Consider the following 20,139-nt stretch of genomic DNA (forward strand, 5'->3'; position numbering starts at 1 on the left):
CGGTGACCGACGCCGACCGGCGCACCCCGTTGCAGATGGCGCATCCGGCCTATGTCATCTACACCTCGGGCTCGACCGGTAAACCCAAGGGCGTCACCGTGACCCACGCCGGTCTCGGCGGCCTGGCGGATGTGGCGACGAGCCTGTACGGCCTGGAGCCGCAGCACCGGTTCTTGCACATCTGCTCGCCCAGCTTCGACCCGTCGGTGCTGGAGTGGGTGTGCGCGTTCTACATCGGCGCCACGCTGGTGATCACCCCGCCGCAGATCATCGGCGGCCCGGAGCTGGCGGAACTGCTGCGCACCGAGCAGGTCACCCACACCATCATCACGCCCGCGGTGCTGGGCACGATGGATCCGGCCGACCAGGAACAGTTGCTGGTGACGTCGGTGGGTGGCGATGTGACCACGCCGGAACTGCTGGCGAAGTGGCAGCCGGGACGCAAGTACTTCAATGCCTACGGTCCGACCGAGACGACGATCATCTCCTCGTATGCGCGGTTGTTCCCGGGCAACCACATCACCATCGGCACCCCGGTGCACGGTATGTCGGCGCTGGTACTCGACGCCCGCATGAACCCGGTGCCGCCGGGGGTGGCCGGTGAGCTGTTCCTGTCCGGTGGTGCGGTGGCCCGCGGCTACCAGCATCGGCCGGGGCTGACCGCGGAGCGGTTCGTCGCCAACCCGTGGGGTGCGCCCGGAACCCGGATGTACCGCACCGGTGACGTGGTGCGGTGGTATGCCGAACCGGATGTGCGCGCCGGCAATATCGCCCGCCCGGAGGTGCCGTGGGAGCTCGATTACGTCGGCCGCACCGACTTCCAGGTGAAGATCCGCGGCTTCCGCATCGAACTCGGTGAGATCGACGCGGTGCTCGGCCGGCACCCGGATGTCGAATTCGCGATCACCATCGGTCGCGAAACGGCCGCCGGCGCAACGATTCTGGTGTCCTACGTGCTGGGTGTTCCGGGCCGTGCGGTCGACCCCGCGGCGGTCACCGACCATGTGGCCGCGGTGCTGCCGCCGCATATGGTGCCCTCGGCGATCGTGGTCCTGGACGAGATCCCGCTGACCCCGGTCGGCAAGCTCGACCGCAAGGCGCTGCCGGAACCCCAGCTCGCGCCGCGCGAGTTCCGGGCGCCGACGAGTGCGCTCGAGGCGACCATCGCCGAGGTGTTCGCCGAGGTGCTGGGCGTCGATCAGGTCGGACTCGACGATTCGTTCTTCGCTCTCGGCGGCGACTCGATCCTGTCGATCCAGCTGGTCTCGCGGGCCAAGGCGCGCGGTGTGCTCTTCACGCCGCGGCAGGTCTTCGAGCGGCGCAGCGTGGCCGCGCTGGCGGAGATCGCCACCCGCGCGGGTGAGGCCGAGCAGCGGGTGCTCGCCGAACTGCCCGGTGGCGGTGTCGGCGAGATCCCGCTGACGCCGATCATGGCCTCGATCCTCGGCACCGGAGCGTCGTATCAGCGGTTTTCGCAGGCCATGGCGCTGCGACTGCCCGACGACACCGACCGGGAGACGCTGGTCGCGACCGTCGCCGCGGTCGTCGATCACCACGATGTGCTGCGGACCCGATTGCGGCGCAACCAATCCGCCGCCGTGAACAGCCGGGACCGGTGGACGTTCGCGGCCCTGGAACAGGGTGCGATCGACGTCGATGCCCTGGTGCATCGGATCGACCTGCCCGGTGACATCTCGGATGCGGAACTGTCGCGCCGGGCGAGCGTCGAATACGACGCGGCACTGGGCCGTCTCGATCCGGCGAATGCGGTGATGACGCAGTTCCTGTGGTTCGCCTTCACCGGTGCCGGTTCATCTCGCCGGGACGTGCTCGTGATCGTCGCTCACCACTTCGTGGTCGACGGTGTGTCGTGGCGCATTCTCATCCCGGATCTCGCGGTGGCCTGGTCGCAGCTGAGGTCGGATGAGGCCGTGGTGCTGCCGGCGAACGGCACGTCGATGCGCCGCTGGGCGCACGCCCTGGTCGACGCCGCCACCGCGCGAGCCACGGAACTGCCGTTCTGGCAGCAGATTGCGGCGTCCGAGGATCCGGTGCTGGGCGAGCGGGCCTTCGACCCCGCGGTCGACACCTTCGACACCGTCGATCGGGTCGAGGTACTGCTGCCGGCCGAGGTGACCGATGCGGTGCTGACCGGCGTGCCGGACAAGTACCGGGCCGGTGTCGACGACGGCCTGCTGTCGGCGCTCGCGCTGGCGGTCAGCGCATGGCGCGGTGACGCCGCGGGCGGCGCCGCGCTGGTGAAGCTCGAGGGACACGGCCGCGAGGAGAGTGTGGTCCCGGGCGCCGATCTGTCGCGGACGGTGGGCTGGTTCACCACTGCCTATCCGGTGCGGCTGGATCTGGGCCACGCCGATGTCGCGGCCGCCCTGCGTGGTGGAAAAGCCCTGGGCGACATCGTGAAATCGGTGAAGGAGCAGTTGCTCGCGGTGCCGGACAAGGGCATCGGATACGGCCTGCTGCGCTACCTGAACCCGGAGACCGGTTCGGAGCTGGCGGCCGGTACCGCACCCCAGATCAGCTTCAACTATCTGGGACGCGCGGATACCGGTGCGGGCGCGCAGAACGCCGAGACAGCCGAAACCGCCTCGGAGCCGGTCGGTTTCGACTGGGCGCCGGTGGCGGACCTGGGACAGCTGGATGCCGATATGGATCCGGATATGCCCGCCAACGCGGCGATCGACATCAACGCGATCGTCACCGACGGGCCGGAGGGCGCGCAACTGTCCGCATCCTTCGCGTTCCCGACCGGGCTGTTCGGCAAGCGGCGCGTGCAGGAGTTCGCGGATCTGTGGGTGGCGGCGCTGACCGCGCTCGCCGAACACGTCCGGCAGCCGGAGGCGGGTGGTCTGACGCCGTCCGATCTGCCGCTGGTCGAGGTCGCGCAGTCCGAGATCGACGAGTGGGAACGGCAGTATCCGGGGCTCTCGGACGTCTGGCCGCTCTCGCCACTGCAGTCGGGTCTGCTGTTCCACGCGATGATGACCCAGCAGACCGTGGACGTCTACACCATGCAGGCCGTGGTGGACTTGGGCGGCGCGGTCGACGAGGACCGGCTACGCGCGGCCGGCCAGGGCATCCTGGACCGCTACCCGAACCTGCGCGCCGCCTTCGTCACCGACGCCGGCGGCCGGGCGGTCCAGCTGATCTCGGATCGCGTCGAGGTGCCGTGGTATACCGTCGATCTGACGGATCTGCCGCAGCAGCAGCGGATTCCGGAGTTGAAGCGCCTGCTCGAAGAGGACCGGGCCACGCACTTCGACATGTCGCGGGCACCGCTGTTGCGGTTCACGCTGTACCGGACCGACAGTAATGCCTTCCACCTGGCGATCACGACCCACCACATCCTGGTGGACGGCTGGTCGATGCCGCTGCTGATGCGCGATCTGCTGGTGCTCTACGCGGTGCGCGGGGATACCGCCGCGCTGCCGCGGGTGTCCTCGTACCGGAACTTCCTGAGCTGGCTGGCCGGGCGCGACCGCGAGGAATCGCTGCGCACCTGGGCGCGGGCACTGGCCGGTGCGGACGAGCCGACCCAGCTCGCACCCGCGGCGCGCGGACCCGAGCACTACGAGATCGAGAAGTTCGTCGCCGAGGTCGACGAGGCTCGCACGCGCCGGATCACCAAGTACGCCGCCGAGGTCGGGGTCACGGTGAATACGCTGGTGCAGGCCGCGTGGGGCATTCTGCTCGGCCGGCTCACCGGCCGCGACGACGTGGTGTTCGGTGCGACGGTCTCGGGCCGCCCGCCGGAGCTGACCGGGGTCGAATCCATGGTCGGCCTGTTCATCAACACGCTGCCCGTGCGGGTCGGCGTGGACGACCGCTCGTCGGTCGGGGACCTGCTGCAGCGCCTGCAGCGCGATCAGGCCGATCTGCTCGACCACCACTACGTGGGCCTCACCGATATCCAGCGGATCGCCGGTGCCGGAGCACAATTCGACACGCTGCTGGTGTTCGAGTCGTATCCGATGGATACCGATGCGATCGCCGCGGCGAGTTCGATCGACGGCATGTCGGTGACCGGCGTCGGCACCAACGACGCGACCCACTACCCGCTGACCCTGCTGGTGACCGCCGAATCGACGATCGAGGTGACCTGGAAGTACCTGACCAGTCGCTTCACCGCCGAGGAGGTGCACACCCTCGCCGAGCGGCTGGACCGGGTGCTGGACGCGCTGACCGGTGATCCGGCGGCCGCGGTCGGCGATATCGACATCCTCGATGCCGACGAGCGGGCGCGGATCCTGGCCGGCGCGGCGGTGACCGCCGAGCCGGTCGCCGAACCCGGCCGGGTCGGCAGCCGGACGGTCGCCAAGGCGCTCGGCGATGTGGTCGAGGAGGATCCGCAGGCTCTCGCGCTGCTGTCCGGTGATGCCGAAATCGCCTATCACGAGGTGGATTCGCGGTCGTCGAAGCTGGCCCGGGTGCTGATCGGACGCGGCGTCGGCCCGGGCGACATCGTCGCGGTGGCACTGCCGCATTCGGTGGATGCCGTGGTGGCGCTGTGGGCGATCCAGAAGGCCGGTGCCGCGGCACTGTTCGCCGACGGCCTGTCCTTCGGGGAGATAGTCGCCGCGGGCGCCGGCTGGGGTATCGCACTGGAGCCGGCGGCCAAGTCGGTGCGCTGGCTGGTCCCGACCGATCCGAAGGTGCGCGCGGAAATAGATGCGGCACAGGCACATCCGGTGTCCTACGCCGACCGCGTCCGGCCCCTGCAGGACGAGCACCCGGCCTTCGTAGTGCGGGCGGCCGACGGCACCCTGCGCACGCTGACCCAGGAGCAGGCCCTCGAGCACGCCGACACCTTGCGCGCCGAGCACGAGATCGACTACGAGTCGACCACGTACACCACGGCGACGGCAGGTCCGGCGGCACTGGCGGAATTCCTGACCTCCGCGACCGCGGGCGCACTCTCGGTCCTGCCCAGCGGCGATATCGCCGGCGACCTGGCCGAGGGCGAGGTCAGCCACTGGTTCACCATGGCGGGCGAAGTGACCGACGCCGCCGCCGGCGAGGTGCGGGTGATCGAGTCGGAGTGAGCCAGGCCGGTGCACGGGGTGCGGCTGCTCTCCGGCACCGGCTTTCGGTCCCCGGGTCCGATAGACTCAGCGAGCAGAGGACGAAACGTTCGCCCAGATCAGAGGGAGTGGAGGTGGTTTCCGTGGCGATGCCGACACCAGATGTGTCCTCGATGCTGCAGCCGATGGCGGCCCGCTGGACCTCCGCCGATCTGGCGCGTCTGCCCGATAACGGAATTCGCTACGAAGTGCTGAATGGCCAGCGCATCGTTAACGGAGCTCCCAAACCACGGCATCAGGAATCGCTGACGTGGCTGCCGAATCCGCTTACCTCCGCGATGCCGCAGGACAGAATGGTCAAGCCGATCGAGCTCGTTCAACGCGCGGCTGCCGGCGTAGCGGTCACCTTACATGCGCCGTTCGAATTCACCGTCGACCCGAAAATCCTGCTTCGATAGCGATTCCACCGCGGTTATCGACATACGGTTGCCGCAATTCGCCATGATGTCCTCGTCGGGGCGATGGGGGCGATATCTGTCAGGGAGCGGGTGTGCCACCCGCGGAGGAGGGGATATGGAAGCCGATGTCACGCCTGCGCTGGAATTGAGCGGGCTGTACAAGCGGTTCGGTGGGCCGTGGGTGGTGGACGGGGTGAGCTTGGCGGTTCCGCCGGGCTCGTTCTTCGGGCTGGTGGGGCCCAACGGCGCCGGTAAGACCACCACCTTGTCGATGGCCGTCGGGTTGTTGCGGCCCGATGCCGGGCAGGCGCGGATCTTCGGCGCCGACGTGTGGGCGGATCCGGTGCGCGCCAAGACGATCGTCGGCGTATTGCCGGACGGTCTCGCGCTCCCGGAGCGGCTCACCGGACGTGAGTTGCTCACCTACACCGGACTGCTGCGCGGTTTGCCGCCGGCGACGGTGGCCGAGCGGGCGCAGGAACTGCTCGCGGTCCTCGAGCTGATCGAGGCGGAAAACACTCTGGTCGTGGACTATTCGGCCGGTATGCGCAAGAAGATCGGGCTCGCCACCGCACTGCTGCACGGACCCAAGTTGCTGGTGCTCGACGAACCGTTCGAGGCGGTGGATCCGGTGTCGGCCAGCACTATTCGCACGATTCTGCAGCGGTTCGTCACCGCCGGTGGCTCCGTGGTGCTGTCGAGTCATGTGATGGCGCTGGTGGAAAACCTGTGCGATCACCTCGCCGTCATCGACAAGGGGAGGGTGGTCGCCGCCGGCTCGGTCGCCGAGGTGCGTGGTGAGGGCAGCCTCGAGAAGGCTTTCGTCCGGCTGGTGGGCGGGCGCATCGGGGGAGATGAGGGCCTGTCGTGGTTGGCGTCCTGATCCGCATGCGCTGGCGGTTGACCGTCCGTGCGATGAGCAACGGACGGGCGGCGGCCGGCTTCTGGATCGGTCTGGTCTTCGGGATACTCGCCGCTGTCGCCACCGCGGTGGTGATGGCATCCGCCGGCCACGCCTGGGATACCCGCGCGGCGATCAATGTGGCCGCGACGCTGTACGCGGTGTGGACGCTCGGCTGGCTGGCCGGCCCGATCATCACCGGCAGCAGCGACGAAACACTGCAGCCCGAACATTTCCGGCTGCTGCCGCTGAGCTATCGGCAACTGTCGATCGGGCTCGCGGCGGTGGCCTTCACCGGGCCGGCCGGTGCGGTCAATCTGATCGCTTTCGCCGGGCTGGTCGCGCTCGCAGTCCAATTGGGCGTGATACCGACCCTGTTCGCGGTGGCCGGGATGTGCCTGCAACTGATCTTCGTGGTGCTGCTCTCGCGGGCGATGCTCGCGTGGATCGGCGCCGCGATGCGTTCGCGCCGCGGTCGCGATCTCGGTGTCGTGCTCGCCGGCCTGACCGGTCTCGCCTACTACCCACTGCAACTGCTGGTGTCCTATCTCGGGCCGCGCCTGGAGCACGTGTCGCCCGGCCTGGGCGCGACATTGCGAATCCTGCCCTCGGGATGGGCGCCCTACGCGGTTCAGGCAGCCGAGGAAGGTCACTGGTGGCTCGGCGTCGGCGCCCTGGTGGGACTCGCCGCGCTGTCGGTGCTGTTGTGGCAGGCGTGGGCGGTACTGCTGCGCTGGCGTCTCACCACCACCGCCGCGCCCGCCGGACCCGTTCGCGCACAGCCGGGTTCGGGACGTCTCGACCGGCTGGTCCGCCCGACACCGGTCGGCGCGGTGGTACTCAAGGAATTGCGCACCTGGTCGCGCGACGGCCGGCGGCGGGCGGCGCTGCTACCGCTGATGCTCATCGGCGTGGTGCTGCCGATCTTCCTCGGACTGCAGAACGGTGGCGCCAGTCTGCCTTTCGCGGGCGTTTTCGTGGTGTGGATGGCCGCGATGGCCAGCGCCAACATGTACGCCTTCGACGGCACCGCCCTGTGGCACACCTTGGTGATTCCCGGGGCTGTGCGCGCCGACGTCCGCGGCCGCATGATCGCCTGGCTTCTGGTGGTCGGCCCACTCGCCGTGGTTCTCACACTTGTCCTCCCCGGCGCGGTCGGGCGCCCGCAGATGTATCCGTGGGCGGTATCGACGCTGCCGGTGGTTGTGGGCGTCGGCGTGGCGGCGTCGATGTTCCTGTCGGTCTATGCCGCGTATCCGCTTCCGCAGCAACGCGGTAACCCCTTCGCCGCCAATTCCGGGAATCCGGGATGCGCGCGGGCGCTGGTGCAGTTGGCGGTCGGCTTCGGTCAGCTCGTGGTCAATTTGCCGGTGCTCGGCCTGCTCGCACTGGGCGCCTATCTGCACAGTGCGCTCGTGCAATGGTCGGCGCTGCCGGTCGGAATCGTCCTGGGCGTCGGTGCCGCACTGCTCGGCGCACAGGTGGTCACCCGTCGCGTCCAAGCCCGCGGGCCGGAACTGCTGGCCGAGGTGAAACCGCGCTGAACTCCTCCGGGAGGTCGGCCGGAATCCGATGAGGAATATCCTCACAGTGATAATATGAAATATATTCCTCATGTCAACTATCCGCACGTCAACTATCCGCACGTCAACTGTGCGTTAGGCTGACGTCGTGGAGCACACGCACGACGCCGACGTCTTCGACGACCCGCGCCTGACCGATATCGGGGTGCTGTTCGAGGCGACCAACGGGATCCGCCGCAAACTCGAGCCGAGTTGGACGGCGAACGGGCTGTCGTTGCTGGATTTCGCCGCGCTCATGCGCCTGAGCCGCTCGCCCGGCCGCCGGCTGCGGATGACCGATCTGGCCGATCAGACACAACTGTCGACCAGCGGTGTCACCCGCCTGGTGGACCGGCTCGAGCGCAACGGATTCGCGCGCCGCCAGCCCGATCCGAACGATCGCCGCAGCTCCTATGCCGCCCTCACCGCCGCCGGCGCGACCCGGCTGGCGAAGGTACTGCCGGAATATCTGAAGATCCTCGACACCTGGTTCTACGGTCAGCTCACCCCGGAGCAGTGCGAGGCACTGATCAGCGGCCTGCGGATCATCCGCGATGCCACCTTTCCGGAGGGGGGCCGGATCTCCGAGTGACATCTCGGCCCGAGCCTTCGACCAGCCTTCGACCGCTCCGGCGCACGGTAGCCGAATACTCGCGTTCACCACACGGTCCGGTATCGCCCGGTCCCTATTGCCGAGATTCGCCCGGTCCGGCTCGTAGACTCGACCGATACGAGTTACTTCCCAGCGACACCGGTCGACGACGGGAGCGGCGCATGGCTGATCACGTTCGAACAGACGCTGAACTCGCTTCGCCACCCACCGGTGCCAGACGGTGGTACGCCCTCGCGGTCCTCGCACTGGGTCTGGCGATGGTGACGCTGGACGGCACCGTCGTCGGTGTTTCGCTGCCGACGATCATCGGTGATCTGGGACTCGATTTCACCCAGGCACAGTGGGTCTTCTGCGTGTACTCGGTGGTGCTCGCGGTTCTGCTGATCACCGTCGGCCGGATCGGTGACCGATTCGGCCGACGCGTGATCTTCGTGCTCGGGGTGCTGATCTTCGTCGGCGGCAGTCTGTTGTCCGCCTCCGCGGATTCGGCGAGTCCGCTCATCTGGGGCCGGATCGTGCAGGGGATCGGCGGTGCGGCGGTCGTGGCGGGATCACTGAGCACGGTAGCGGCGATGTTCCACGGGCGGGCGCGCGTGATCGCGTTCACCGCATGGGTGGTCGCCCCGGCCGCCGCGGCAGTCGTCGGTGCGGCGCTGGGCGGGTGGTTCATCGACTCCTTCACCTGGCCGTGGATCTTCCTGATCAACGTGCCGATCGCGGTGGTCGTCCTGCTCGGGACCGTTCTCGTGCCCGAAACCCGCATCGGCGCCGCGGCCACCGGACCGGATGTGGACGGATGGCTGCTCAGTACGGCCGGGTTCGCGCTGGTGGTCTTCGCCCTCATCGAGGGGCAGCGTTACGGCTGGTTGCGGCCGCGGCGGGAGTTCACCGTGTTCGGGGTGACCTGGTCGACGCAATCGGCGAGTTCGCCCATACCGTTCGTGCTCGGCGTGGGCGTGTTGCTGCTGGTGCTGTTCGTCCTCTGGGAGAGGCATCGGGTGAAGGTGGAACATGCCGCCCTGGTGGACTTCTCGCATCTGCGCGATCCCCGGCACTGGGGTGACGGCGCGGCCCTACTGATCGCGGCGGCACAATTCGGACTGCTCTTCGTGCTGCCGCTGTACCTCGTGAACTGTCTCGGGTTGTCCACGCTGCGAACGAGTTCGATCCTCGTGGTGCTGACCGGGTGCGCGCTCATCTCGGCGGTCCTGACCGCCGGGCCGCTGCGGGCGGTACCGCCGCTGTGGCTGGTACGGATCGGCCTGGCGATCGCGTTGCTCGCGATGGCGGTGACCGCGCTGGCATTGACCTCGACGATTCCGGCGTGGGCGCCGACCGTGCTTCTCGCCTGCTACGGAATCGGTCTCGGGCTGGCCTCCGCTCCGTTGACGGCGAATATGCGGCGCATCGGCGCGGGCACCACGGCATCGGATCCGGGGTCGATCACCGCGGCGACGGCCCGGCCCGCCGGTGCCGCGCTCGGCGTGGCGGTTCTCGGCAGTACCCTCTCGATCGGTCTCGGCCACTTCCTGCCCGATCGGCTGAGCTACGTCCCCGGCCTGACCACGCGGGCCGCCGGCGCCGTGGGTGCGGCCACCCGTGACTCGGCGGGCGGCGTGATCGTCGGACTGCGTACTCAGCGCGCACCGGCCGCGGTCACCGACGCGCTCGCCAACGGCTTCGCCGACGCGACTCGGGCGGCGCTGCTCGGTGTCGCCGTCGTGCTGCTGCTGGCCTTCGTGGTGGCCACGCGCATCCCGCCCGAGGCCCAGCAAATCGACGCCGAACCGCCCGGTGCGGTTGCCCGCGACCGTGCCACCGAGCGGCCGGGCGAGTCGCGACGGATCACCGATGACGAGGGCGCCGCGCCGGTCGAACGCGGCGAGGCGACGTAGCGACCCCGGCGCCCGGAGTTCCCCTTCGGCTCACCAGTCGATCAGATCGAGTTCGTGCAGGCGCCGGAAGACCAGCATCGAGCCGGGCGCGACATGCGGCATCGCCGCGTACTCGCCGACGGTGAAATAACGCAGTTCGGCGATCTCACTGGTCGGCGTCGGTTCGCCGGTGAGGTCCGCGGTGAAGCAGGTCATGTGCAGTGCGGTACCGGGTATGTGCCCGTACGCCTCACACTCGAAGACGCCGAGCTCGTCGTGGGCCACCACGTCGACACCCAGTTCCTCGCGCACCTCGCGGTACAACGCCTGCACCGGTGATTCGCCGGGATCGATCTTCCCGCCCGCCATGTAGAACACCTCTTTGCCGGTCGAACGTGCCTGCAGCAGACGGCGATTCCGGACGTGCACGAGTGCGGCGGTGCGAATCATAAAGAGAGCCTTCACGATACGGTCGGTACGGCGGGTGCGGAGCTCACTGGGCGGCAGGCGTGAGCTTCCAGTGTTCGTGCAGGGCCGAGGCGATCTCGGGCAGCAGGGTGACCGGTATCCGCTGCTCGCGTAGGATCCGGCGAATCTCGGCGACCTGTTCGCGCTTGCGATGTTCGTAGGCGTTGGACACCGGATGTCGCACCGGCGGAATACTGAGCAGTACCAGTTCGTCGTGTGGTTCGTCGCCGCCGGTCAGATCCAGCGCGAGCGACCAGCGGGCCCGCTCGTCGAGGGCGAACCGGCCGGCCACCACCCGATCCCACTCCAGCCGCGATTCGGCCCACGGGGTGCGCCGGTAGATCGCGCGGTCGGTGAGAACGACGACATCGCGACCGAACAGCGCCACCACCAGCGCGATACCCGCCACCACCCCGGCCAGCAGTCCCGTGAAGATCCGGTTCACCCCGAACAAAGCCACCACGGCCCCGCAGATCACCAGCACCGACAGCACGGCGAGCGCACCGTAGGTGAGGGTGCGGCGGCCGGTGACGACACCCGCCCGCACCGCCCGGATCGGTCCGCGGGACCGGCGGGAAAGATCGGGTCCGGATACGGGCGGGACGTCGTCGCTCATGGTGACACCTCGGAGATCGCTCGCGTCGGGCTCAGCCGCGCAGCGGGACGGCGGCCTCGGCGGTGTAGACCAGGAAGGTCAGGCTTTCCTGGAAGTACAGCTGCACGCTCTGCGCGTCGTGGGACAGGTAGCCGATCGACAGGTCCTGACCCAGTTGCAGATCGAAGTCGCCGCCGCGGGTGGTGAGCACGAAGGCGCCGTCGATGGCGGGCGCCCAGATGATCTCGCCCTCGGGGATCAGCCGCTCGATATGTGTGCGGATCGGGTGGCCGTGGTCGGAGGTCTCGCTCACCGCGGTGTACAGATCGGCGCTCAGCAGCACCGAATACGGCCCGTCGACACCGGCGAGCCGCAACTTGCTCAGTGCCTGTGCGATGGCCTCGGGGATGAGTCGCGGATCGCTCGGCGCGGTGACGGGGGCGTTCGACACGGCCGCGCGGATGCCGGTGATACCGGCGGCGGGGTAGCCCTCGAAGACGGCGCGGTCTTCGGCGAACGCGATCTTGCGGGCCGCGTCCTTGACCGGATCCAGATCCGCGTCCTGTGCGCCGCGCTCGACGTTGTCGAGCTCCTCGCGCGAGAGCGTGAACGGCACGCGCAGCTCGACCAGCGGTGCCACCACGCGCTGGCGGGCCTGGACGCCCTGATCCGGCGCGTCGATGGGGGTGGTACGTCCCAATCCGACCGCGGAGTAGTCGGTGCCGTGCGGGCCGGACAGGTCCACCACCCGGCGTCCGGCGATATGACGCCGGAAGGTGCGCGTCGCCTCCTCCTCGATGGCCGACCACGCCTCGGAGGTGATCGGCGCGAGTTCACGGTGCAGATTGTTCATTGCGGGATCCTTTTCAACGTGCCGATACCGAGAGAGCCGTCGCCGGACGACGCGGCCGCGGGCAGCTCGGCGATTCCGGCTGCCTCGAGTTCCAGGTCCTGCTCCGAATCCGCCACCTGTGCGGGGGCGTCCGGAAGGTCGTCGAAGAAATCGTTGGCCGGGGTGAAGAACAGGGTCCCGGTGATCGCGGTGGAGAAATCGAGAATGCGGTCGTAGGGCGCTTCGTCGCTGCCGAGGAACATGCGGACCAGCATCCGCTCGGTGACATCCGGGGTAGCGGCGTAAGCGATGTAGTACGTGCCGAATTCGCCCTCGCGGACACTGCCGAAGGGCATGTTGGCGCGCAGGATCTGGCGCTCGGTGCCGTCCGGATCGATCAGAGTGTTCACCGCGACATGGGAATCCGCCGGCTTGTCCTCGTCGGACAGTTCCAGATCCTCGAGTTTGGTACGGCCGATGACGAGCTGCTGCTCCTCGACGGTCAGCGAACTCCACGTCTCCAGATCGTGCAGGTATTTCTGGACGATCACGTAACTACCGCCGGCGAAGCCGGGATCCTCGTCGCCGATGAGTGCCGCGGCGACGGCGGCGCGACCTTCGGGGTTCTCGGTGCCGTCGACGAAGCCGAGCAGGTCACGCTGTTCGAAATAGCGGAACCCGACCGTCTCGTCGATGATCGTGGCCGCACCCTTCAACCGGGAACCGATCAGCATCGCCAATTCGAAACAGGCGTCCGGCAATTCGCCCTTGATGTGGAACAGCAGATCGCCCGGTGTGGCCGGGGCCTGATGCTTCTCCCCCGCATAGCCCGGAAATTCGTGCAGCTGCGCGGGTCTCGGGCCGGCGAACAGCCGATCCCAGGCGGCGGAACCGATACTCGTCACACAGGACAGTCGCGTTTCCGGCACCCGGAATCCGATCGAGCGCCGCAATCCCGCCAGGTCGGCGAGAAGGTCGCGCACCACCGGCTCACCGCCCTCGTCGATGGTCGCGACGAGGAAGATCGCTGCGCGCGAAAGCGGGTCGAGGATCGGCTGCGGCTCACCCATGATCAACAGGGTACGGTGCCGCGCCGACAACTCGTGCGGACGGCCCGGCCTCGCGAGACCGGCCTCACTTCGCGACGGTCAGCAGGAATACCGCGTCGTCGATCGCCTTCACACTGTGCCGGGCCGAGGGAATGACGAGCAGATCGCCGGGCGAGCCCTTCCACTCGTTGGTACCGCAGATCAGAATCAATGTTCCGGTCAGGACCTGCAGGGTGGCTTCGCCGTGAGTTTCGTGCTCGGCCAGGCTCTGGCCGGCGGTCAGCGCGATGAGGGTCTGGCGCAGGCTGTGGGTGTGGCCGCCGTAGAGGGTTTGCGAACTGCGTCCACTCGTGGCGGACGCGGCCAGCTTCAGCTGCTGGCGAGCCGCCGCCGTCAGCGATTTCTTGTCCATGATCTGCCTCTCGCGGTTCAGCCGGGATCGGGCTGTGGTCACAGGCTGGATATCGCTGAGTATGCCGGACCCACCTCGCGCGGTCGGCCGTTTCGCCGATGCGATTCGGGTTCGATACCTGCCGGTGCGATTCAGCCGACGGTAGCCGGGGCGGTGTCACGGGCGAAGCGCCGGATCCGGTAGCGCAGCCCCGACCGCGACTGCGACCAGGGCGCATCCTCCACCAGCCAGTCGCCCTCGATCGCGGGGGCGTAGGCGTCGCCGGGGATATCGGCGTCGATCTCGGTGACCACCAGGTCGGTCGCGTAATCCATTGCCTGCCGGTAGATTTCGCCGCCACCGATGATCCAGATGGTATCCGCGGCGGCCAGTGCGATGGCGCTCGCCACCGAATCGGCGCGTTCGGCGCCCGGTGCCGACCACTGGGGTTGCCGCGTGATCACGATATTGCGCCGTCCGGGCAGCGGCCGGAAGCGCGCGGGCAGCGAATCCCAGGTGCGCCGGCCCATCAGTACCGGATGATCGGCGGTGACCAGTGTGAAATGCGCCATATCCTCGGGCACTCGCCAGGGAATCGCGTTGTCGGCGCCGATCACGCCGGCCGGAGTCTGCGCCCAGATCAGCCCGATGCGGCTCATACCGCCACCGGCGCCTTGATCGCCGGATGATGGCGGTAGTCGAGCACTTCCACGTCTTCGAAGGTGTAGTCGAACAGGCTCGGCGCGGGCCGCAGATGCAACCGCGGGAACGGATACGGCTCGCGGCGCAGCTGTTCGCGAACCTGCGTCAGATGGTTGTCGTAGATGTGGCAGTCGCCGCCGGTCCAGATGAAATCGCCGGGTTCCAATTCGGTTTGCTGCGCCACCATATGGGTCAGCAGGGCATAGCTCGCGATATTGAACGGCACCCCGAGAAATAGGTCCGCGCTGCGCTGATACAGCTGGCAGGACAGTTTTCCGTCCGCGACGTGGAATTGGAAGAACGCGTGGCACGGGGCCAGCGCCATCTTGTCCAGGTCCGCTACATTCCATGCCGAGACGATGATCCGGCGAGAATCGGGATCGGTGCGCAGAGTCTGCAGGACCTGCGCTATCTGGTCGATGTGGGTGCCGTCCGGAGTGGGCCAACTGCGCCACTGGACGCCGTAGACCGGCCCGAGTTCACCGTGCGCGTCGGCCCATTCGTCCCAGATCGTGACACCGTGCTCATGCAGCCAGCGGATATTGGAATCGCCGCGCAGGAACCACAGCAATTCGTAGACGATCGACTTCAGATGCACCTTTTTCGTGGTGATCAGTGGGAAGCCGGCGGAGAGGTCGTAGCGCAGCTGATGTCCGAAAATCGAACGCGTACCCGTCCCGGTGCGGTCGGATTTCGGCGTACCGCGCTCGAGTACCAGCCGCAGCAGATCCTCGTACTGGGTGTCGTTTCCGCGCGCGCCGTCCATGTCCGCAAGCCTAGCCTTCGGGCGACCACCGCTCTCATCGCGTGGTGGTCGGCTGGCTAGCCTGGGGCACCGTGCGCATGCTCTATGTGATCGGAATCGGCGCCGGGGATCCCCGGCAGGTGACCGTGCAGGCGGTCGAGGCGATTCGGCAGGTCGACACGTTCTTCGTCATCGGCAAGGGGGAGGCCAAGCGGGAACTGACCGAGGTCCGCGCCGCGATTCTCGCCGCACACGCCGATCCGGAGCATCGCGTGGTGGCCATCGCCGATCCGCCGCGCGAACGCACGGTCGAGGGCGCCGCCGATTATCGCGAGGTGGTCGAGGACTGGCATCGCCGCCGCGCCGAATTGCTGGCCGAGGCGTTCGATGCCACCGAGGGGGTCGGCGGCATTCTGGTCTGGGGCGATCCCTCGCTCTACGACAGCACCCTGCGGATGGTGCAGCGAGTGCTGGACGCGGGAACGCGATTCGAGTACGCGGTGATCCCGGGCGTCACCAGTGCCCAGGCCCTGGCGGCGGCCCACCGCATCGTGCTGCACGAGATCGGCGAGCCGGTGCACATCACCACCGGTCGCCGCGTGCGCGCCGAGGGCGTGGCGGCGGACGGGCCGACGCTGGTGATGCTCGACGGCGAGTGTTCGTTCACGCAGGTGCCGGGCGACGATCTGCACATCTGGTGGGGCGCCTACCTGGGGATGCCGGACGAGACGTTGATCGAGGGTCCACTGCGTGCGGTGGAGGGGCGAATCGTGCGGCGTCGCAACGAGCTTCGGGAGGCGAAGGGGTGGGTGATGGACATATACCTTTTGCGCAGAGTCGGTTAGCCGCCCTTCGTTCCGCGGATATCTCCGAAATAGCTCCAAAATTGCTGTGGAATAAATCCATACGAATGTGATCCACGCCACCGGCCGGTTCGAATCACTGTCAATCGATCGAAATCCGACTGGAGGTTTTCATGGCAGGGCAGCATTCGGCGGCATCGGGACAGTGGTGCCGGCGCGTTGGTTCCTCACTCGTCATCGGCGCGTTGCCACTGACCGTGGCACTGTGGCAGACAGGTGTGGCGGGGGCGGCCGCGCCGACCACCGATTCGGGTGCGGCACCGGCGACGGGGATGCTGCCGGAGGCCGGAACCGTCGCCGCCGGCGTATCGAACGCGGCGGATGCGGTGGCCCGCGCGGTCGCGCAGGCCAACCCGTGGCAGTTCCAGCCGAGCGCGGCGACCGACCCGGCCGTCCCGCCGTTCGCCGCGCCGATCGCCGATGCGGAACCGAATGCCACCACCGCCGACGCCACCGTGCCGGCCGCGGGCACCTTCTCGTCGAACCGTAACGCCGCGAACAGCACTCGGGCGGTCCCCGATCTGACCGCCCCGGCCATGGTGAACCCGGACGCACTGCATATGCCCGATCTCGCCCATCCCGCGCCGCCGGTGGCGCCGATCAAGGCGCCCGACGGCACGATCCGGATCGGTTCGGTCGTCACGCCCCGGCCCGATTTCCTCGATCCGCAGTTGACCGCGCAGATCAACGATTCGGCCGCGCAGGCCGAGGCGGGGCTGGCGCAGACCCTGGACTCCGCCGGGTTCGAGCCGTCGCGCTCGGACCGCATCGCCGCGGACACCCTCGGCGGCGCGGTGATCGGGTCCAGCGTCGGCAATATCGTCAGCAGCCCCATCGCGAGCACCAGCGCGATGATCGGCGCGGTCGCCGGTCTGATCGCCGGGGTTCCGTTCCTGCCCGCCGGCCTGGTCGTCATGCCGATCGTCGGCGCCGCCATCGGTTATGCGGTGATCGCGGCGCCTGCCGCCGCCGCGGGTGCCGCGATCGGCGCCGGCGTGGGCGCGATCGAGGGTGCGGTGGTCCCCGGTGTCGCCACGCCGCAGCAGACGGGTCCCGCTCAGATGTGATCCGACTCGCGTTCGGTGCTCCGGACGGCCGCGTTCTCCCGGTGGGAACGCGGTCGTTCGCATCGGCGGGGCCGTCCCGCTCGCCGTGCGAACGCGGCCGATTGTCGGTGGCCGCCGGTAAGCTGCGGGAATGCCCGAGTTGCCGGAGATCATGGCGCTCGAACAGTTTCTGGTCGAGCATGCCGTCGGAGCGGTCGTCGGGCGGGTCGACGTCGCGGCGCTGAGTGTGCTGAAGACGTTCGATCCGCCGGTGACCGCGCTGTCGGGGCGCGACGTCACCGGTGCCGGGCACTGGGGTAAACATCTGGGCCTCGACTGCGACGGCCTGTGGTTGATCACGCATCTGTCCCGCGGCGGCTGGCTGCGCTGGATCGACGAACCGGGCGCCGCGCCGCCGAAACCGGGTAAAGGCCCGCTCGCACTGCGGGTCCATTTCTTCACCCGCGAGGGCGCGACACCCGCCTTCGATCTCACCGAGGCGGGCACCAAGAAACGGCTCGCGGTCTGGATCACCGAGGACCCGCGGTCGGTACCGGGCATCGCCCGGCTGGGCCCCGACGCGCTCGAGATCTCCGAGGACCGCTTCGCCGAACTCCTCGCCGGCACCTCGCAAAGGTTGAAGACCGTGCTGGCCGATCAAACCATGCTGGCCGGCATCGGCAATGCCTACTCCGACGAGATCCTGCACGCCGCCCGGCTCTCACCCTTCGCCACCGCATCCACGCTCGGCGCGGACAAGGTCGCCGAGTTGTATCGGGCCATGCGCGGAATCCTCACCGACGCGATCACCCGCTCCGTCGGCGAGGACGCGGCCCGGCTCAAGGGGGAGAAGCGCTCCGGCATGCAGGTTCACGCGCGGACCGGACTGCCGTGCCCGGTCTGCGGTGACACCGTGCGGGAGGTCGCCTACGCCGACAAATCGTTCCAGTACTGCCCGACCTGTCAGACCGGCGGCAAAATCCTCGCCGACCGGCGCATGTCCCGGCTGCTCAAGTAGGTCAGACCAGCGCGGGAACCCGGACCCCGTGCCACGCAAGGCGTTTCGCACGATCCGGATCGACCTCCACCCGAGCCGGGCTGTCGATGATGCGGGTGCTGCGGCGCTGCTCGGTGTACTGCGGCCAGGACGGCAGCGGCTCGCCCTTGCGCGCGAACGAGAGCCAGTTGTCCTGGAATTCGCGCTGCACCGCGAGGAAGTCCCGATAGCCGCCGGCCGCGGTGAGCCCGCGCCCGATGGGGCTGTCCACCCCACCGAACACCGGGATCAGATCGAGGGCGTGGGTGGCGCCGAAGCCGGCCAGCCGGACCGCGCGCGGCGCGTAGTCGAGCCGATAGGCGTAGGTCGGGGCGTGGCGGCTGTGGCCCTCGAGCACCTCTACGGTGGGCCGCCAGAAGACGAAGTCGCCGCCCATGCGCACGGCGGTCCGCCGCGACGGATACCCGGGATAGGCTGCCACGACCCGCTTCTCGAGGTCGGCGTCGCCACATCGCGACAGCGCCACATGCAGTTGTTCGGCGGTGGTGGGCAGGGAGCGATCGAAGCGTTTGAACAGCGTCGCCTCGTCGCGGTTGGTGCCGATGATCAGCGGGACGGCGTGGGCGCGCCCGGCGGCGATGGCATCGATCGGATCCATCGGCAGAAAGTCGCCGTCGACGACCGGGGCGGCGGGGAAGCTGCCCGGCTGCCGCCACAGCACATCGCCGATCGCGCGATCGGCGGCCTTGCGGATGTCGTTCGCACCGGCCGTGCTCAGCGCCTCGGCCGCCTGTTCCGGTGTGGCGCCGAGATTGTCGACGCAGCGCCGGGCGAAGATCCGCGCCGCCTCGGCCGTCAGCGACCAGTCCGCCGGCGCGCTCTGCGCGATGCCGCGATGGAACAGTCCGGCCGCGGCGGGGGTGGCGAGCAGGCCGACGACCGCGTGTGCGCCTGCCGATTCGCCGAAAATGGTCACATTGTTCGGATCGCCGCCGAAGGCCGCGATATTGCGTTGCACCCACTGCAGCGCCGCCACCTGGTCGCGCAGACCCAGATTCGATTCGAACGGCCTTGTCTCCGTGGAGAATTCACCGAAGTCGACATAGCCGAAGGCACCCAGCCGATAGTTGAACGACACGACGATCACATCGCCGCGCAATGCCAGCCGGGCGCCGGAGTACAACCGCAGCGCCGAGGTGCCCAGCACATAACCGCCACCGTGGATGAACACCATGACCGGCCGGGGTGTGGTGGCCGGTTCCGCGGGCGCGGTGACGTTCAGGGTCAGGCAGTCCTCACTTGTCGGCTGCGGGCCGCGGGGTCCGATGCGGGCGCCGTCACGCTGCTGCATCGCGGCGAAACCGTATTCGGTGGCCATGCGCACGCCGGACCAGCTCTCGACGGGCTGCGGCGCGCGGAATCGCAAATCACCGACGGGCGGCGCGGCAAAGGGAATCGAACGCCACTGCGCGATGCGGCGCCGCCTGAGACCGCGGACAACGCCGTCGGCGGTCGTGATGTCAACCATGAGCCGATCGTAACCGTTACTGCAGGTACCCCTCGACCTGCTTGACGGGGCTGGCCTGGGCCTCATCGGGGTTGCCGCCCTGGTCGATGCGGGCCCGCCGCTGGCGCAGCAAGTCCCAGCACTGATCCAGCATCACCTCGAGATCGGCCAGCTTGGCCCGCTCGGTCTCGGGATCGAGTTCCCCGCTGGTGGCCTTGGACCGCAGCTGATGCTCCTGCTTCACCAGGTCCTGGATGTGGGCAAGGATGTCCTGTTCGGTCATGAAGCCATGGTACGGCGAGGGTCAGGGCGTGGTGCGGCACTGCCAGTGCACCACTTTCGAAGAACTTGGCGAGGTTCAGGTCCGACGGCAACCGCTGTAGTCGCTGGGCGCGGTCGATATGCGCGGCGATCTCGGCCAAGGTCGGGTAGCTGCCGTCGCCCGCCGCACGGTTCTCTAGCAGATGCAGGATTCGTTCCAGGTCCTGGGGCAGCTG

Annotated in this window: 18 protein-coding genes (1 of these 18 running past the window's edge); 9 read left to right on the plus strand and 9 right to left on the minus strand. The window is 68.5% G+C overall.

Annotated elements, in window-relative coordinates:
- The 6 genes from C5E41_RS09660 to C5E41_RS09685 form a co-directional block, all read left to right on the plus strand.
- Positions 1 to 5,060 carry the end of a non-ribosomal peptide synthetase gene (locus C5E41_RS09660; RefSeq protein ID WP_104375604.1) on the plus strand. It extends 38,929 nt beyond the left edge of the window, so only the last 5,060 of its 43,989 coding nucleotides appear in the window; its start codon lies beyond the left edge, outside the window; the stop codon is at positions 5,058 to 5,060.
- A 122-nt stretch (positions 5,061 to 5,182) separates the two neighbouring features.
- Entirely contained in the window at positions 5,183 to 5,497 is a 315-nt protein-coding gene (locus C5E41_RS09665) for a hypothetical protein (protein WP_439956536.1), read from the plus strand.
- 115 nt (positions 5,498 to 5,612) lie between these two features.
- On the plus strand, positions 5,613 to 6,380 hold the full coding sequence (locus tag C5E41_RS09670; protein ID WP_104375500.1) for an ABC transporter ATP-binding protein: 768 nt from the start codon (positions 5,613 to 5,615) through the stop codon (positions 6,378 to 6,380).
- 32 nt (positions 6,381 to 6,412) lie between these two features.
- Positions 6,413 to 7,942, plus strand: coding sequence for a hypothetical protein (locus C5E41_RS09675; RefSeq protein WP_146097510.1), 1,530 nt, complete (start codon positions 6,413 to 6,415; stop codon positions 7,940 to 7,942).
- Between the two features lie 127 nt (positions 7,943 to 8,069).
- Entirely contained in the window at positions 8,070 to 8,552 is a 483-nt protein-coding gene (locus tag C5E41_RS09680) for a MarR family winged helix-turn-helix transcriptional regulator (RefSeq protein WP_104375502.1), read from the plus strand.
- A gap of 182 nt (positions 8,553 to 8,734) precedes the next feature.
- The gene (locus tag C5E41_RS09685) at positions 8,735 to 10,468 is read left to right on the plus strand and encodes an MFS transporter (protein ID WP_104375503.1); all 1,734 of its coding nucleotides are present in this window, start codon (positions 8,735 to 8,737) and stop codon (positions 10,466 to 10,468) included.
- A 30-nt stretch (positions 10,469 to 10,498) separates the two neighbouring features.
- On the opposite strand, the gene C5E41_RS09690 is transcribed toward C5E41_RS09685, so the two are convergent.
- From C5E41_RS09690 to C5E41_RS09720, 7 genes are all read right to left on the minus strand, one after another.
- Entirely contained in the window at positions 10,499 to 10,897 is a 399-nt protein-coding gene (locus C5E41_RS09690; protein WP_104375504.1) for an NUDIX hydrolase, read from the minus strand.
- 43 nt (positions 10,898 to 10,940) lie between these two features.
- Positions 10,941 to 11,531, minus strand: a complete 591-nt coding sequence (locus C5E41_RS09695; RefSeq protein ID WP_258080862.1) for a hypothetical protein — start codon at positions 11,529 to 11,531, stop codon at positions 10,941 to 10,943.
- A 31-nt stretch (positions 11,532 to 11,562) separates the two neighbouring features.
- Positions 11,563 to 12,363, minus strand: a complete 801-nt coding sequence (locus tag C5E41_RS09700; protein WP_104375505.1) for a family 1 encapsulin nanocompartment shell protein — start codon at positions 12,361 to 12,363, stop codon at positions 11,563 to 11,565.
- The gene (locus C5E41_RS09705) at positions 12,360 to 13,412 is read right to left on the minus strand and encodes a Dyp-type peroxidase (RefSeq protein WP_104375506.1); all 1,053 of its coding nucleotides are present in this window, start codon (positions 13,410 to 13,412) and stop codon (positions 12,360 to 12,362) included. Before C5E41_RS09705 ends, C5E41_RS09700 begins: the two co-directional genes overlap by 4 nt.
- A gap of 64 nt (positions 13,413 to 13,476) precedes the next feature.
- Positions 13,477 to 13,803: a cupin domain-containing protein gene (locus C5E41_RS09710; protein ID WP_030517171.1), complete on the minus strand. Its 327-nt coding sequence runs from the start codon at positions 13,801 to 13,803 to the stop codon at positions 13,477 to 13,479.
- A 131-nt stretch (positions 13,804 to 13,934) separates the two neighbouring features.
- On the minus strand, positions 13,935 to 14,441 hold the full coding sequence (locus tag C5E41_RS09715; protein WP_104375507.1) for a dihydrofolate reductase: 507 nt from the start codon (positions 14,439 to 14,441) through the stop codon (positions 13,935 to 13,937).
- On the minus strand, positions 14,438 to 15,250 hold the full coding sequence (locus C5E41_RS09720; RefSeq protein ID WP_104375508.1) for a thymidylate synthase: 813 nt from the start codon (positions 15,248 to 15,250) through the stop codon (positions 14,438 to 14,440). Before C5E41_RS09720 ends, C5E41_RS09715 begins: the two co-directional genes overlap by 4 nt.
- Positions 15,251 to 15,321: 71 nt before the next feature.
- Here C5E41_RS09720 and cobF point away from each other — a divergent pair, with 71 nt between their 5' ends.
- The 3 genes from cobF to C5E41_RS09735 all read left to right on the plus strand — a co-directional run bounded on the left by cobF (position 15,322) and on the right by C5E41_RS09735 (position 18,156).
- On the plus strand, positions 15,322 to 16,074 hold the full coding sequence (cobF, locus tag C5E41_RS09725) for a precorrin-6A synthase (deacetylating) (protein ID WP_104375607.1): 753 nt from the start codon (positions 15,322 to 15,324) through the stop codon (positions 16,072 to 16,074).
- Positions 16,075 to 16,205: 131 nt separating this feature from the next.
- The gene (locus tag C5E41_RS33770) at positions 16,206 to 17,159 is read left to right on the plus strand and encodes a hypothetical protein (protein ID WP_181063181.1); all 954 of its coding nucleotides are present in this window, start codon (positions 16,206 to 16,208) and stop codon (positions 17,157 to 17,159) included.
- 130 nt (positions 17,160 to 17,289) lie between these two features.
- Positions 17,290 to 18,156, plus strand: a complete 867-nt coding sequence (locus C5E41_RS09735) for an Fpg/Nei family DNA glycosylase (protein WP_104375510.1) — start codon at positions 17,290 to 17,292, stop codon at positions 18,154 to 18,156.
- Position 18,157: 1 nt separating this feature from the next.
- Here the strand turns inward: C5E41_RS09735 and C5E41_RS09740 are convergent, their stop codons facing one another.
- Entirely contained in the window at positions 18,158 to 19,663 is a 1,506-nt protein-coding gene (locus C5E41_RS09740) for a carboxylesterase/lipase family protein (RefSeq protein WP_104375511.1), read from the minus strand.
- 16 nt (positions 19,664 to 19,679) lie between these two features.
- On the minus strand, positions 19,680 to 19,925 hold the full coding sequence (locus C5E41_RS09745) for a DUF2630 family protein (RefSeq protein ID WP_104375512.1): 246 nt from the start codon (positions 19,923 to 19,925) through the stop codon (positions 19,680 to 19,682).
- Positions 19,926 to 20,139 lie beyond the last annotated feature (214 nt).

Source organism: Nocardia nova (assembly GCF_002933465.1).
GTDB lineage: Bacteria > Actinomycetota > Actinomycetes > Mycobacteriales > Mycobacteriaceae > Nocardia > Nocardia nova_B.